Annotated in this window: 15 protein-coding genes; 8 read left to right on the forward strand and 7 right to left on the reverse strand. The window is 64.8% G+C overall.

Annotated elements, in window-relative coordinates:
• The first annotated feature begins 32 nt into the window (after positions 1 to 32).
• Entirely contained in the window at positions 33 to 746 is a 714-nt protein-coding gene (locus tag BST10_RS10805) for a TetR/AcrR family transcriptional regulator (protein WP_083037759.1), read from the forward strand.
• A 1-nt stretch (position 747) separates the two neighbouring features.
• Here BST10_RS10805 and BST10_RS10810 read toward each other — a convergent pair whose 3' ends face one another.
• The 3 genes from BST10_RS10810 to BST10_RS10820 all read right to left on the reverse strand — a co-directional run bounded on the left by BST10_RS10810 (position 748) and on the right by BST10_RS10820 (position 4,072).
• Entirely contained in the window at positions 748 to 1,602 is an 855-nt protein-coding gene (locus BST10_RS10810) for a 3-hydroxybutyryl-CoA dehydrogenase (RefSeq protein ID WP_013827401.1), read from the reverse strand.
• 85 nt (positions 1,603 to 1,687) lie between these two features.
• Positions 1,688 to 2,974: an isocitrate lyase gene (aceA, locus tag BST10_RS10815; RefSeq protein WP_013827400.1), complete on the reverse strand. Its 1,287-nt coding sequence runs from the start codon at positions 2,972 to 2,974 to the stop codon at positions 1,688 to 1,690.
• A gap of 279 nt (positions 2,975 to 3,253) precedes the next feature.
• Entirely contained in the window at positions 3,254 to 4,072 is an 819-nt protein-coding gene (locus BST10_RS10820) for an acyl-[acyl-carrier-protein] thioesterase (RefSeq protein WP_013827398.1), read from the reverse strand.
• Positions 4,073 to 4,157: 85 nt separating this feature from the next.
• Here BST10_RS10820 and ramB point away from each other — a divergent pair, with 85 nt between their 5' ends.
• Positions 4,158 to 5,576 (forward strand): acetate metabolism transcriptional regulator RamB, encoded by a 1,419-nt coding sequence (gene ramB / locus BST10_RS10825; protein WP_013827397.1) that lies wholly within the window; start codon positions 4,158 to 4,160, stop codon positions 5,574 to 5,576.
• A gap of 421 nt (positions 5,577 to 5,997) precedes the next feature.
• Positions 5,998 to 7,059, forward strand: a complete 1,062-nt coding sequence (locus BST10_RS10830; protein WP_083037760.1) for an IS110 family RNA-guided transposase — start codon at positions 5,998 to 6,000, stop codon at positions 7,057 to 7,059.
• 167 nt (positions 7,060 to 7,226) lie between these two features.
• On the opposite strand, the gene BST10_RS10835 is transcribed toward BST10_RS10830, so the two are convergent.
• Positions 7,227 to 8,057 carry a helix-turn-helix domain-containing protein gene (locus BST10_RS10835; RefSeq protein ID WP_083037761.1) on the reverse strand — a complete coding sequence of 277 codons (831 nt, stop codon included), beginning with the start codon at positions 8,055 to 8,057 and terminating at the stop codon, positions 7,227 to 7,229.
• The gene (locus BST10_RS10840) at positions 8,054 to 8,278 is read right to left on the reverse strand and encodes a helix-turn-helix domain-containing protein (RefSeq protein WP_083037762.1); all 225 of its coding nucleotides are present in this window, start codon (positions 8,276 to 8,278) and stop codon (positions 8,054 to 8,056) included. The genes BST10_RS10835 and BST10_RS10840 overlap by 4 nt, the downstream gene beginning before the upstream one ends.
• A 579-nt stretch (positions 8,279 to 8,857) precedes the next feature.
• Between BST10_RS10840 and BST10_RS10850 the strand changes: the two genes are divergently transcribed.
• The gene (locus tag BST10_RS10850) at positions 8,858 to 9,292 is read left to right on the forward strand and encodes a hypothetical protein (RefSeq protein WP_083037764.1); all 435 of its coding nucleotides are present in this window, start codon (positions 8,858 to 8,860) and stop codon (positions 9,290 to 9,292) included.
• Between the two features lie 115 nt (positions 9,293 to 9,407).
• Here BST10_RS10850 and BST10_RS10855 read toward each other — a convergent pair whose 3' ends face one another.
• Positions 9,408 to 9,626, reverse strand: a complete 219-nt coding sequence (locus BST10_RS10855) for a hypothetical protein (RefSeq protein WP_083037765.1) — start codon at positions 9,624 to 9,626, stop codon at positions 9,408 to 9,410.
• Between the two features lie 538 nt (positions 9,627 to 10,164).
• Between BST10_RS10855 and BST10_RS10860 the strand changes: the two genes are divergently transcribed.
• The 3 genes from BST10_RS10860 to BST10_RS10870 all read left to right on the forward strand — a co-directional run bounded on the left by BST10_RS10860 (position 10,165) and on the right by BST10_RS10870 (position 13,375).
• Entirely contained in the window at positions 10,165 to 11,370 is a 1,206-nt protein-coding gene (locus BST10_RS10860; RefSeq protein ID WP_083037766.1) for an EVE domain-containing protein, read from the forward strand.
• Positions 11,371 to 11,486: 116 nt separating this feature from the next.
• Positions 11,487 to 12,449, forward strand: coding sequence for a DNA cytosine methyltransferase (locus BST10_RS10865; RefSeq protein WP_083037767.1), 963 nt, complete (start codon positions 11,487 to 11,489; stop codon positions 12,447 to 12,449).
• Complete coding sequence (locus BST10_RS10870) at positions 12,446 to 13,375, forward strand: NgoMIV family type II restriction endonuclease (RefSeq protein ID WP_109559470.1); 930 nt, start codon at positions 12,446 to 12,448, stop codon at positions 13,373 to 13,375. Before BST10_RS10865 ends, BST10_RS10870 begins: the two co-directional genes overlap by 4 nt.
• Here the strand turns inward: BST10_RS10870 and BST10_RS10875 are convergent.
• The gene (locus BST10_RS10875) at positions 13,372 to 13,803 is read right to left on the reverse strand and encodes a very short patch repair endonuclease (RefSeq protein ID WP_235673684.1); all 432 of its coding nucleotides are present in this window, start codon (positions 13,801 to 13,803) and stop codon (positions 13,372 to 13,374) included. The genes BST10_RS10870 and BST10_RS10875 overlap by 4 nt on opposite strands.
• 76 nt (positions 13,804 to 13,879) lie before the next feature.
• Between BST10_RS10875 and BST10_RS10880 the strand changes: the two genes are divergently transcribed.
• Complete coding sequence (locus BST10_RS10880) at positions 13,880 to 14,227, forward strand: hypothetical protein (RefSeq protein WP_083037769.1); 348 nt, start codon at positions 13,880 to 13,882, stop codon at positions 14,225 to 14,227.
• The last annotated feature ends 74 nt before the right edge of the window (positions 14,228 to 14,301 follow it).

Here is a 14,301-nt window from a genome sequence, read left to right on the forward strand (position 1 = left end):
CTAATACGTCTAGTGAATGGGAATCCGCGATAGTGGCAGAGCAGCCTAGGGCCGGCACCGCCAAGACCGATGGTCGAAAGCGGCGTTGGCATCAACACAAGGTCGACCGCCGAAACGACCTGATCGACGGCACGATCGAGGCGATCCGGCGCCGGGGCCGGTACGTGAGCATGGACGAGATCGCCGCCGAGATCGGGGTGTCCAAGACGGTGCTCTACCGCTATTTCGTCGACAAGAACGATCTGACCACCGCAGTGATGATGCGCTTCGCGCAGACCACGCTCATCCCCAACATGGCGGCTGCGCTGTCGGCGAATCTCGACGGCTTCGACCTGGTCCGCGAGATCATCCGGGTGTACGTGCAGACCGTGGCCAACGAGCCCGAGCCGTACCGATTCGTGATGGCCAACAGCTCCGCCAGTAAGAGCAAGGTGATCGCCGACTCCGAGCGCATCATCGCCCGGATGCTCGCGGTGATGCTGCGCCGCCGGATGACCGCGGTCGGCATGGAGACCAGCGGCGTCGAGCCGTGGGCGTACATGATCGTCGGCGGGGTGCAGTTGGCCACCCACTCGTGGCTGCTGGATCCGCGGATGAGCGCCGACGACCTGATCGATTATCTGACGATGCTGAGCTGGAATGCGCTGTGCGGCATCGTCGAGGTGGGCGGATCGCTGGAGAAGTTCAACGCCGGGCCGCATCCGTCGCCGATGCTGCCCTGGCGCCGGGCGGCCCGGGCTCAGTAGGTCAGTAGGTGTAGAAGCCCCGGCCGGACTTCTTGCCGAGCTGACCCGCCTCGACCATGCGCAGCAGCAACGGCGGCGCGGCGTAGAGCGGCTCCTTGAACTCCTCGTACATCTTGTCCGCGATCAGCTTGAGGGTGTCCAGGCCGACGAGGTCGGAGAGCCGCAGCGGGCCCATCGGATGCGACAGCCCGGCGACGATGGCCTTGTCGATGTCCTCGACGGTGGCGAATCCGGATTCGAGCATCCGCACCGCCGACAGCAGGTAGGGCACCAGCAGGGCGTTCACCACGAAACCGGAGCGGTCCGAGCAGCGCACCACCTGCTTGCCCAGCACCGCGCTGGCGAACTGCTCGGTGCGGGCGGCGGCGGCGGAGTCGGTGACCAGCGTGCTGACCAGTTCGACCAGCGGCAGCACCGGCACCGGGTTGAAGAAGTGCAGGCCCAGCACCCGCTGCGGGTTCGCCGTCGCCGCGGCGATCTTCATGATCGGAATGGAGGAGGTGTTCGACGCCAGCACCGCGTCCGGGTCGGTGATCACCCGGTCCAGTTCGGCGAAGATCTTGGACTTCACGGTGTCGTCTTCGATGACGGCCTCGATGACCAGCTGCCGGTCGGCGAGCTCGCCCAGGTCGGTGGTGAAGGTCAGGTTGCCGACGGCGTCGTCGCGCTCGCGTTCGGTGATCTTGCCCGCGCTCACCCCGCGCTCCAGCGACTTGACGATCCGGTTGCGGCCGGCGGTGACCAGTGCGTCGGTGGTTTCGAAGACCTTGACGCCGACGCCGGCGCGCGCCGACACCTCGGCGATGCCGGCGCCCATCTGCCCGGCTCCGATGACACCTACTCGTTGGATCGACACAGCACTCCTTGCGTTGGTACGGCGAACAGACACCAAAGCCCCTCGACACGTCGGTGCCAAGGGGCTTTCGTGTCTGCTCGGCAGATTAGTGGAACTGGCCCTCTTCGGTGGAGCCGGCCAGCGCCGTGGTCGACGACGTCGGGTCGACGGTGGTGGCGATCCGGTCGAAGTAGCCGGCACCGACCTCGCGCTGGTGCTTGGTGGCGGTGTAACCCCGCTCCTCGGCGGCGAACTCGCGCTCCTGCAGCTCGACGTAGGCGCTCATCTGGTTGCGGGCGTAGCCGTGGGCCAGGTCGAACATCGAGTAGTTCAGCGCGTGGAAGCCGGCCAGCGTGATGAACTGGAACTTGAAGCCCATCGCACCCAGCTCGTTCTGGAACTTGGCGATGGTGGCGTCGTCGAGGTGCTGCTTCCAGTTGAACGACGGCGAGCAGTTGTAGGCCAGCATCTGGTCGGGGAACTCGGCCTTGACGCCCTCGGCGAACTTGCGCGCCAGCTCCAGGTCCGGTGTGCCGGTCTCCATCCAGATCAGGTCGGCGTACGGCGCGTAGGCCTTGGCCCGGGCGATGCACGGCTCCAGGCCGTTGCGCACCCGGTAGAAGCCCTCGGCGGTCCGGTCACCGGTGATGAACGGCTGATCGCGCTCATCGACGTCGGAGGTGATCAGGGTGGCGGCCTCGGCGTCGGTGCGGGCGATCACCACGGTCGGCACGCCGGCCACGTCGGCGGCCAGCCGGGCCGAGGTCAGGGTGCGGATGTGCTGCTGGGTGGGGATCAGCACCTTGCCGCCCAAATGGCCGCACTTCTTCTCCGAGGCCAGCTGGTCCTCCCAGTGCGAGCCCGCGACGCCCGCGGCGATCATCGCCTTCTGCAGCTCGTAGACGTTGAGCGCGCCACCGAAGCCGGCCTCACCGTCGGCCACGATCGGGGCCAGCCAGTTCTCGACCGAGGTGTCGCCCTCGACCTTGGCGATCTCGTCGGCGCGCAGCAGCGCGTTGTTGATCCGGCGGACCACCTGCGGCACCGAGTTGGCCGGGTAGAGGCTCTGGTCGGGGTAGGTGTGGCCGCTCAGGTTGGCGTCACCGGCGACCTGCCAGCCGGACAGGTAGATGGCCTTCAGGCCGGCCCGGACCTGCTGGACGGCCATGTTGCCGGTCAGCGCACCGAGGGCGTTGATGTAGTCCAGGTCGTGCAGCTGCTCCCAGAGCACCTCGGCGCCGCGGCGGGCCAGGGTGTGCTCCTCGACGACGTGGCCTTGCAGCGCGACGACGTCCGCCGCGGTGTAGGTGCGGGTGACACCCTTCCAGCGCGGGTTGTTGTCCCAGTCGTGCTGGATCTGCTCGGGGCTCTTCGGCGTGCCAACGGTCGACATGGCTACTCCTTCTGGTCGCGATCGTCGGGCGCTTCTCGAATTTGCCAAACACCCCGACGGATTCACTGGTGTGTTAATGCGACCTTGGCACAGCACATCCGCCCAGTTCCACTGGTTTTCGTTGCCAAGTTTGGCAAAACAGTACGGTCGTTATGCGAAGTTTGCGAAGAATCTCTGGGAGGCCCCGTCGTGGTAGCCGTCGAATAAGCTACCGGCGGGTAACATATCCGCACAGGTCAACGAGGGTATTAGCAGTACGCCCGTACTGACTAGAACGTGTTACAGCGGAAAGATCGCCGCGAGCGCTTTGACCTCTTCGCCGACGACGTATGTGAGCGTTCTAACAGCACGATCGGCCAGTGCGGACCCGAAGCGATCGGTCGATCCAGCCGGGTGAATGTGCGAGACGATCTCTAGTTTGTCGCCCAGCGCCACGGCAGCGTCGTGTTCCAGCGTCACCCGCAGCGGCGCCGCGAGCAGTTCGGGGTAGCTCGACAGGTAGTCCTCGACCACGCTCCAGTACACCGAGTTGTTCACGTGGTCGAACAGGTCGATGTCGGTGAACCGGATCGGGTACTCGTGGATCTCGGCCGAGTCCTCACGGTCACCGGCTTTCAGGTAGGCCTTCCAGCGCAACCGGTCCACGCTGGTGGTGCGTCTCAGTCCGGCTAGGAAGTCGTCGGAGATGCGCGACGGGCCCTGCGTCTCGCGGTTGATGTTGATCCAGAACGCCTCGGATTCGATCAGGCCGCCGCTGCGTTTCCCGTCGATGCGGACCCGCATCTCGCACCAGCGGTTGGAGGTGCCCGAACACCAGCGCCGCACCCGCAGCATGTCCTGGAACTCGATCGGGCGAATCACGTCCATCATGGTGCGGCGCACGATCCACAGCGGGTGGGTCTCCTGGTAGCCGCCCTCGCGCAACTGGTCCTGGCCGATGTCCTGGATGTGTCGGGCGGCCGCGTCCATCCGGAGCCGGCCCGCCCGGTCGATGTCGGCGACGCGCAGCGGCCACTGCCGGTCGAAGACATCGGGATGCGGGTCGGGCACCGGCATCAAAACCTTGGCCAAACCGGTCGGCTCGTCTGTCTGCTGCATCGCGATGCTCCCCGTAGATTTCCCCGAGCGATCATGCCATGCCAATAATGCGAACGCGGCCTTCGCAACGGGTAACCTCGGCGGCGTGGCCAAGACCTACGTCGGCGCCAGGGTGCGCCAGCTGCGCAGCGAGCGCGGGTTCAGCCAGGCCGCCCTGGCACAGCTGCTGGAGATCTCACCGAGCTACCTCAACCAGATCGAGCGCGACGTCCGGCCGCTGACGGTGGCGGTGCTGCTGCGCATCACCGAGGTCTTCGGCGTGGACGCCACCTTCTTCGCCTCCCAGGACGACACCCGGCTGGTCGCCGAGTTGCGGGAGGTCACCATGGACCGCGACCTCGACATCGACGTCGATTTGACCGAGGTGGCCGAACTGGTCAGCGTCCACCCCAAACTGGCCCGGGCCATGGTCAACCTGCACCGCCGCTACCGGATCACCACGGCACAGCTGGCCGCGGCCACCGAGGAGCGCTACACCGACGGCAGCGGCACCGGCGCGATCACCATGCCGCACGAAGAGGTCCGCGACTACTTCTACCAGCGACAGAACTACCTGCACGAACTCGACACCGCCGCCGAGGAACTGGCCACCCGGATGCGAAGGCACCAAGGCGAATTGGCCGTCGAACTGGCCAATCGTCTGACCGAGGTGCACGGCGTGCACATCAACCGCCGGATCGACCTGGGCGAGACGGTGCTGCACCGCTACGACGCGCAGACCAAGACGCTGGACATGGGCCACCACCTGTCGTGGGGGCAGCGGGTGTTCAAGATGGCCGCCGAGCTGGCGTACCTGGAGTTCGACGACTTGATCTGCGCCATGGTCGAAGAGGGCAAGTTCACCTCGAAGGACTCCCGCACGCTGGCCAGGCTGGGGCTGGCCAACTACTTCGCGGCGGCGATCGTGCTGCCTTACGGCCAGTTCCACGACAGCGCCGAGACTTTCCGCTACGACATCGAGCGGCTCTCGGCGTTCTACCGGGTCAGCTACGAGACCATCGCGCACCGGCTGTCCACCCTGCAGCGACCGTCGATGCGGGGCGTGCCGTTCTCGTTCGTCCGGGTCGATCGGGCGGGAAACATGTCAAAACGTCAGTCGGCCACCGGTTTTCACTTCTCTTCCAGCGGCGGAACCTGCCCGCTGTGGAACGTCTACGAGACGTTCGGCAACCCGGGCAAGATCGGCGTGCAGATCGCGGAGATGCCCGACGGCCGCAAGTACCTGTGGGTGGCGCGCACCGTCGAGCGCCGAGCGTCGCGCTGGGGCCAGCCGGACAAGACGTTTGCGATCGGGCTGGGCTGCGAACTGCGCCAGGCCCACCGGCTGGTCTACTCCGAAGGGCTCGATCTCAACGGTGATAACGCCACCCCGATCGGGGCCGGCTGCCGGGTCTGCGAACGCGACAATTGCCCGCAACGGGCGTTCCCGGCGCTGGGCCGTGACCTTGATCTCAACGAACACCGCAGCACGGTATCGCCGTATCTGGTAAAGCAACAGCGGTAGTACTGCAGGTCAGAAATGTTTTTTCGAACTCTCGTGCCAGATTTGTGCCATATTCGATCCGAAGACAGGCGCACTATGCCGGGGTGGCTGGGGGCGCCGATAGCTCGCTGGCGACGCGTTGCGTGTTTGACCCCGCAAAGGTGGGGTACCTGACTGTTGCTCCTGATGCCCGGAGTCTGACTTCTATAAATTCATGCCGCCCTGACCGGGCTGGCCTGGAAACACGGTGTCGACGCGGGATGTGGAACGGCGAGCCAGGACTCAAATATTTTGGCCCGTCACAGGGTCTCCCCAAAGAGGGTGTCCTGTTAGAGGCCCGGCGTCTGGCTCACGGTCGTCATGCCGCCCCTGATGGGGTTGGCCCCCATGGACGATGCCGACGCCGGGCACGACTCGAACTGCACATGGCCGGGAAGACAGCATGGACGTAGTGCTGGGCGTTGATGCCCACAAGAGGACCCACACCCTGGTGGCTGTCGATGGCGCGGGGCGGAAGCTGGCGGAGAAGACCGTCCCAACGACCACCGTCGCCCACCAGGCGGCCATACGATGGGCGCGCCAGCGCTTCGGGACAGAGCTGGTATGGGCGGTCGAGGACTGCCGGTCCTTGACTGCCCGCTTGGAGCGGGATCTGCTGGGCGCGGGCCACACAGTGGTACGCGTCCCTCCGCACTTGATGGCCCGCACTCGCTCCTCGGCACGTGAACGGGGCAAGTCCGACGGCATCGATGCCTTGGCCGTGGCACGGGCGTTCCTTCGTGAGCCCGACTTGCCTGTCGCCTACCACGACCCGACGTCAATGCAGCTGCGGGTGCTGGTCGACCGCAGAGACGACCTCGTCGTGCAGCGCACCGGCACGATCAATCGATTGCTGGTCCGAATCCATCATCTCGACCCTGGTCATCACACCCCCAGGAACTGGGTGGTCAAGAAAGCTCGCGCTGAAGTTGCCGCATGGCTCGCCAGCGAGGAGGGATTGATCGCAGAGCTCGCCCGCGACGAACTGGGCGACATCGAACGCCTCTTCCACGACGTCCAGATCCTTGACCGCCGCATCGGTGAACGGATTCGGGTCGCAGCACCCGCGCTACTGGACCTGCACGGGTGTGGAGAACTGACAGCTGCCAGGATCGTGGCCGAGGTGGCGCGGGTCGAGCGGTTCAAGAGTGAGGCCGCCTTCGCCCGCTACGTCGGCCTTGCACCCATCCCGCACACCTCTGGGACCTCGAACGTTCGCCTGTTGCCCACCAGGCAGGGCAACCGCCAACTCAACAAGGCCATCCACCGCATCGCCCTGACCCAGATCAACCGGGGCGGGCCAGGCAAAGACTACTTCCAGCGGCGCCTCGACGAGGGAGACAACCGCCACCGCGCACTGCGCTCACTCAAACGACGCCTCGCCCGCGTGGTCTACACCAGGCTCCACACCGACCAGGCAGATGACGCGCCCACACGACTGCAAACGGCATCGACGTCCACCTAGCGCCCCCACCATGGGCCGGGCTCGCACATCGGCTTCCGACCCCACGCGTTGCCATGCATCCGGTCGTGTGCTTGCCTAGCATGCGTAAGCGCCACGGGCCGCGCCCCAGCGGGTTGGCGATGACGGCGTCGAGAACCTGCGGATAGCGCTGGCATGCCCCTCGTATTTCATGCAGCCTCGTCGAGAGTGCGTCGGCGATGGACATCCGCGGCATTGATGATGCGCGCCACCGTGGAGTGATGGACCCCCACACGCTTGGCGATCCTATTCAGCGGATCGCCCGCTTGGCGGGCGGCAAGGATCTGCGTGACGACGTCGACGGGTTGGCTGGTCGCCTTCATGGCGACCAGTTCCGCCGCGAGTTCCGCCGCGAGTCCACGCGCGTATGCATCCGCGCCGACCGCCGCGCCCTGAGCGCGGCGAGTACCCGCGCCAGATCGTTCCATCGCGGCCTTAGATGCAGGCGGCGCGGTTTGATGACCGCGGTTGGGTGACGCCGAACGCGCGGTAGGGGCCGCGGCTATATCCGCGCTACAGGGCGCGTTGCGCCTGCGACGTGCAGGTTGGTCGCCGACCGCGACGAGCGCCAGGGTCGCGACTCCGATCGCGAGGTCGATCACCAGCGGCAGGACGGGCGCGAGTCCGGGTCGGATTCCCGCGATGACCGCAAGGTCACGCAGCGCGACGAACGACAACAGGAACGCACCCAGCGCGAGTGCGGTAGTCGCGGCGAGAGCGACGCGATAGGTATGTCCGAACGTGCTGGCCTTCGCCAAGACGGCAAGGCCGTGCACGCCCAGTAGAAGCACCGTCGGCGGCACGACGGCGACCCCCGTCGCGAGCCACTGGGTGTCCGGCGTCGCCAGAATCCAGGCATGGGCCACATTGCCCACCAGCGAGACACAGGTGGACAGGATGAGCCAGGTCCAGAAGAACCGGACCGCCCGGCGATGGTGGCGGTGCGCGAGGTCCGCAGCGGTGAGCCTGATAGCTGTCATGCCCCCTCTCCCGTCAGGGTGCACTCGAGCGTCTCGCCGTTGACGTCAATCACCAACGTCGCCGATGCCCCCAATGCGGTGAGGTAGGCGCTCAGCGTCGACAACAACATGTCGGATTGGCGCTCGAGTCTGCTGATCTGCCCCTGGCTGGTGTTCAGCGCGGCGGCCAGCTGCACTTGAGTGACCCCAGCGATACGGCGAATCTCCGATAGGTCGATCACACCCCCAATAATACATTAATGCGATATAGCTCTGATGCTATACTGGTGGTGGAGCGAGACGCGTAACCAGCAAGGGAGGCCCCAGTGAATCGAGGAGTCTGCCAGTTACCCCACCCAGTCCAGTCCATACCCTGTACCGATGCGGTCAGCCGCGGGTACTGCCCGTTCTGCGTCACTGCGGCGCGCATCCCCCTCGGGCCGATCAACCGGTCGCTGGGAATGCCTGAGGGCGTCAAGCAGGCGGCGCTGGATCGCCTAGTCCGCATGGTTACTGTCAACATGTTCTGCTCGGTCGAGGATCGCCAGCACCTGGCGATGCTGCTCGACACCGATGGCGCGCTGCGGGCCTTGTCGGCACGCGATGCCATCTGCGCAGTCGGGTCGTCGCGACCCGACATGCGAGACAGTCAGCGGCGGCGTCCGGAAGCGCGCCGGATCTGTCGCGGGCGAACACTATTGACACCGGCCAGGCAAGGTCGCTGACGCTTCCGCGCGCGTCGCGGACCTCCTGGAGGCCTGACGCTTCCACGACCCCCAGAACCCTCCCCCGCCGCACCGGCGGCTGAAAGGACGGCCACAATGCATTGGCTAGTCTCGTCGGCAAATCCCGACGACGTCACCCGCTTCGAAGTGCGGGCGCGCTACACCCAGCGACTCGTACTGACCAGAGCCGTGTGCCGGGAACTGGGACACGCGACACTCGATGACGTCGTCGGCGAACCTGCCCGAGAGGCCCTGCGACTACTCACCACATGGATACATTCGGCCTACGGCCTGCCAGAAGACCGCGGTGTCGACTACCGCCACGGCCTCGACGACCCCCAACTCGATGAATACGGCAGCGACCTAAAGCCCGAACTCGAACTGGGGACCGAAGTGTGCGCGGCCATGTTCATGGTCTTCACCGCCGACAAAGACTGGGAGCTCAAGAGCGACGTTAGACACCTCCAGCGAAAGCTAGAGGCTTACCGAGATGCCTACCCGACCGACAGCGGGAGCAACAGAGAGCCCTAGACACCCCTACGGTAGCTGGCGGGCGAATTACGCCGACGCTCTCGATGGTGTCGCCAAGATTGCGATGCCGATCAAGAGGCCCGTTCCCCTACCGAGTTCACTGCTCTCGGGCACGTCAGTCATCCTCATGCGGAGTCACCGAAGCCGCCTTCTCCCGCAGAGTTCGTCGCAACCACTCGTCAAGCTGGTCCCGCTTACGCTCCTGCTCGTCGTGACGGTGCTGACCGGCACTCTCGGTGAGGTGCAGGTTGCGCAGCTCAGCCTGGCGCATCGCCTCGGCCTGCGGCAACAGCATGTACGGGTTGCCGTACTTGACCCGGGCATACTTCAGCATCTCAGCACCACGAAGCGCCTCAAGATACTGACGGTGCTCAGATGTCACGGCCCTCACGGCGCCCTCCTAGCGATCTGGCCACGCCATTCACTTGCTTCGATATGACACATTTCGGATGCTAGCCAAACCTCCTACCGAAGTTCGACCTCACACTTTCAGGCGGCAGTCCACCCTGGTCACACGCGGTGGCTGCAATTCTGCTGATAGGTGCGCTGTCTGATCACCGCCTCAGGGCGGCGCGACGCGGCGGTCACTCGGTTGGAGACTAGCCTGCGCGTCAACGAGGTGACCGGTCTATGGATCGACGGCGTTGACGTGTAAATGAGTCTGATCGTCGTCCGCCGCGGCGAGGAAGCGGAAGTGCCACGTTCAGCCCAATGGGGGATCTGGACGGGGGGAAGCCTCGAAGGGCAAAAGGAAGGAGGAGCGCAGCCAGCCCGAGACCCACCCGTATAACACCATCCACGTGGGTGCTCTGGGACACTATCTTCACCATCAGGTCGGACGGGAGCCGGGAGCCCGGGAGAGGCGTGGAGGCATGAAAACATGGATATTCCAGGCCAACCCGAGGCGCTACGACATCATGGCCGTGCTGGAGAATCGCGTTCCAATAGAGAGATGGTCGATAACCCAGCATGCTGACGAGATCGCCCCGGGGGACCGCGCCGTGCTGTGGGTAGGCGGCCCGGATGCACCCGGTGTCTACGCCGTCGGGGTGGTCACAGGTGAACCATTTACAACAGTGACTGATGATCCGCATTGGCGGCAGCCCGAGGACCGCCCGGCCCCGAGGTTATGGTGCCCAGTCCATTTCGACACGATCCTGCTCGGCAACCTGATCCCTAGGGCCGACCTGAAATCGGATGCCCGCTTCGTCCGGTCGCGGATCATCACGCAACCTTTCGCCGGGAATCCGTTCCCGGTCACGAACACCGAATGGCAAGCCATCGCCGACCGGCTACCGCCGATAACTCCTGGGCTCAACCCGGTTAGAGATAAGACGAACTGGGCCTGGGATGAGGTTGTCCTGGCTTGCGACCTTGTAGTAGGCAACAATTGGCAGACCATCTCGGAATCTGACCCCGCGGTCCACGAACTCTCGGTATACCTTCGCGCCCAACACCCCGCTCCGGTCCCGGACCAGTTTCGCAGCACAAGTTCCGTCCACCGAAAACTTGAGAACATCCGTACCGCCCATCCCACCTACAAGGGCAAGTCGACTAAAGGTGGGAGAACTACTCGCATGGCCGTAGAGGCGTTCCTGGCCAACCCTGACGGTATGCACCGGGCAGCGGAGGAATTACGGCGGTATGACCGCCTCGCCCGCCCGACGGCGGACGCCAACGCCGATTGGGGAGATGCCGAACCCGACGGTGAAACCGGACCCGATTACGCAGCCTCCGTCGAAGGCCGCGTCGTCCAGCGGCTTGTGAACCTCCGCGAGCGCGATCCCAAGCTGCGGAACGCCAAGATCAAGCAGGCCCGGAGGCTCACCGGAGCCATCGCCTGTGAAGTATGCGGGTTCGACTTTGGGAAGGTCTACGGCGAGTTGGGCGAGGGCTTCATTCATGTCCACCACCGCGTACCCCTGCACTTCACCAAAGAGACGCTGTCCACCTTGGACGATCTAGTGCTGGTGTGCGCGAACTGCCACCAGATGATCCACCGCCGACCCTCCTGGAAGTCGCCGGAGGACCTTAAGGCGATCATCGCTGCCGTAGCGGGTGGGCCCCAACCCGGGTAACCCTTACGAGCATCAAGTCGTCCAGCGAGCCTGTCGATGAAGCGAGAGCCCTGGGAGTTAGGCTCCCAGATGTCGTAGTCGAGCGGTACCGTCCGGCCCATGTTGAAAGGCAGAATGTGACCCTCACCTCGGTCGAGATATGCACCGGAGCGGGCGGGCAAGCTCTTGGGCTCCACAACGCAGGCTTCACCCACCGCGCCGTGGTTGAGGTAGACCCACACGCCTGCGCGACGTTGCGGCTGAACAGGCCCCAGTGGAACGTGTTGGAGATGAACCTGCTTGATGAGTGGGACGCCTCGGTGTATGCCGGGGTTGACCTTCTCGCTGGGGGTGTGCCATGCCCTCCGTTCTCCAAGGCAGGGCGGCAACTCGGGGCCGATGACGAACGCGACCTGTTTCCTCGCGCCCTGGAGCTTGCCGAGGTGCTGCAGCCCAAGGCCGTGATGCTAGAAAACGTACGCGGCCTCCTCGATCCGCAGTTCGACAACTATCGCCACGGCGTCAACGACCGGCTGAAATCGCTCGGCTACGAGCCGTACTGGAAGCTGCTCAACGCCTCCGACTACGGGGTGCCGCAGCTCCGCCCGCGCGTGATCATGGTGGCGATCCGCGACGGGCTGCGCGAGTTCCAGTGGCCTACGCCGAACCGTGAACCGGCGCTGTCGGTCGGCGAAGCGCTCAAAGACCTCATGGGCGCCAACGGCTGGGAGGGCGTTGACGACTGGGCACGCCGCGCCAGCACGATCGCGCCGACGCTGGTCGGCGGCTCCAAGAAGCACGGCGGACCAGATCTCGGTCCCACCCGCGCGCGCAAGGCATGGCTGGCGCTAGGCGTAGACGGCAGAACCATTGCCGAGGAGGCACCCGGTCCCGGCTACGAGGGGGTGCCCCGGCTGACGGTGCGGATGGCGGCGCGGCTCCAGGGCTTCCCAGACTGGTGGGAGTTCGCGGGCCGCAAGACCGCCGCGTACCGTCAGGTAGGAAACGCGTTCCCACCGCCGGTGGCCGAGGCGGTCGGCCTCCAGATCAAGAAGGCCATACGCAAGCCCGCGAAGAAGTCGCTGGCTTCGGTCGCGTGATAGGCGAGATAACAAAGGCACGCAACCGGTTCCACGCGAGCCTGGTCGCCGACTACACGCTGTCGATGTCGCCGGACGGTGTGGCGTCGAACGCCGACGGTAGCCAGAAGACGAGCAGGGCTATCGCCGGGTACATCGCGGAACAGTTGGGGGCGCAGACCCAGGAGAAGCTCAAGGGGCAGCAGGCAGGCACCCAGTTCGAGCGCGCGGTGAAAGTCTTCCTTGACGAGACATTCCCCCACCTTCAGAGCGTGCGACCCGGCGCATGGACGGTCATCAACGTCGGTGGTAAGAGGCGACACGGCAGAAAGAACGTCATCAAGCCCGGCGAGTTCAACAGCAAGAACGAGGATGTCAACCAAATTTCTAAGTATGAGCCCTATACGCACCTCGCCGACCTAGCCATGGCTATCGAGGAAAACCGCAATCTGGAGGCGGTGCTTGGAAACTCGTACGAGATCGGCCCCGACATCCTGGTACTGCGAGACCCGGTAGCCGACGACGAGATCAACCGCGACAAGCAGGGGAACTCCCTATCACTGGTTGATGACCATACCGCCCGCCACACGATCATCCGTAGCGCAAATCAGCCGAAGCAGATCATCCACGCCCTAGTCTCGTGCAAGTGGACTATCCGGTCGGACCGCGCCCAGAACTCGCGATCGGAGGCACTCAACATCATGCGCAACCGCAAGGGCCGCACCCCGCACATCGTCGTCGTGACCGGGGAACCCACCCCGTCGCGCCTAGCGTCGCTCGCGCTCGGTACTGGCGACTTAGACATCGTTTACCATTTCGCACTGCCCGAACTGGTCGAGGGAGTGAAACTGTCCGGGAACGATGAGGCGATCACTATGCTCGACATACTCATCACAGGCCAGCGACTGCGGGACATCACCGATCTCGCTCTTGACCTGGCCGTCTAGCCGCCAGGCTGCCAGCCCGTGGTCTTCATCGCGTTAGTCACCAGTCTCACGCAGCCGTCGAGGTCGTTCTTCACGTCCTGATCCCAGACGCGCACCACGCTCCAGCCCATCTCGCGCAGCGCGGAGTCGGCGGCCCGGTCGCGTTCGATATTGCGGGCAATCTTGGTGCGCCAGTAGTCAGACGAAGCCGTCTCGGGGTTCCAGTGATCGGGGTGGCCGTGCCAGAACACGCCATCGACGAATACCGCCACCTTCCAGCGGATGAAGCTGAGGTCGGGACTGCCGGGGATGTCTTTGCGGTGGAGCCGGTAGCCCGTCGCGCCCGCACGCCGCAGCGCCGCCCGCAGTGCAAGCTCAGGCTTGGTGTCTTTGGCGCGGATCGCCGCCATATTACGTGAGCGCCCCTCGGGGGATATGTGATCGGCCACGGCCTACCAGTCTGCCTGAGGCACCCATTGAGCTGAAACCCCAACAAGACCGACATGGCCTTGCAAGGCTTCACCGGTGGAAAACGTTGAGGAGCCGGAATGGATGATCGACGGGGTGCCGTACTGGAAGCTCAAGACCGTCCCGGGCGGCAAGAGGCGGTTCGGCGGTGAAAGACGGCTTGCGGCTTACCTGTGGTTCAACGTGCCCATCGGAGGCACATTCACCATGCGACAGCTACGCGAGGCGCTTGGCGACGACGGGGTGCCCGAGCCAGCTGAGCAGCTCGACCGTCGTCTCCGCAATCTAAGGAAGCAGGGCTGGAAGTTCAGGTCATACAAAGACCAGTACGGCCAGGCGATGGATGAGTACGTGCTGGAAGAAAAGGGCAACAAACTCTGGCTCGGCGAAGGTACCAAGCACTGAGCCGTCCCGGTAAGTCCGGGGACTGATTTCCTTGAATCACCCCGCCTTCGGTGGGGTGTGCCTGTGATCGTAGT

The sequence above is a fragment of the Mycolicibacter algericus DSM 45454 genome, from assembly GCF_002086455.1.
In the GTDB taxonomy this organism is placed as follows: Bacteria; Actinomycetota; Actinomycetes; order Mycobacteriales; family Mycobacteriaceae; genus Mycobacterium; species Mycobacterium algericum.

What these genes read in the sequence shown, in the direction of transcription:
- aceA (WP_013827400.1), bottom strand. Translation starts at nt 2,974, where the DNA reads ATGTCGACCGTTGGCACGCCGAAGAGCCCCGAGCAGATCCAGCACGAC.
- BST10_RS10820 (WP_013827398.1), bottom strand. Translation starts at nt 4,072, where the DNA reads ATGCAGCAGACAGACGAGCCGACCGGTTTGGCCAAGGTTTTGATGCCG.
- BST10_RS10830 (WP_083037760.1), top strand. Translation starts at nt 5,998, where the DNA reads ATGGACGTAGTGCTGGGCGTTGATGCCCACAAGAGGACCCACACCCTG.
- BST10_RS10835 (WP_083037761.1), bottom strand. Translation starts at nt 8,057, where the DNA reads ATGACAGCTATCAGGCTCACCGCTGCGGACCTCGCGCACCGCCACCAT.
- BST10_RS10850 (WP_083037764.1), top strand. Translation starts at nt 8,858, where the DNA reads ATGCATTGGCTAGTCTCGTCGGCAAATCCCGACGACGTCACCCGCTTC.
- BST10_RS10855 (WP_083037765.1), bottom strand. Translation starts at nt 9,626, where the DNA reads ATGCTGAAGTATGCCCGGGTCAAGTACGGCAACCCGTACATGCTGTTG.
- BST10_RS10860 (WP_083037766.1), top strand. Translation starts at nt 10,165, where the DNA reads ATGAAAACATGGATATTCCAGGCCAACCCGAGGCGCTACGACATCATG.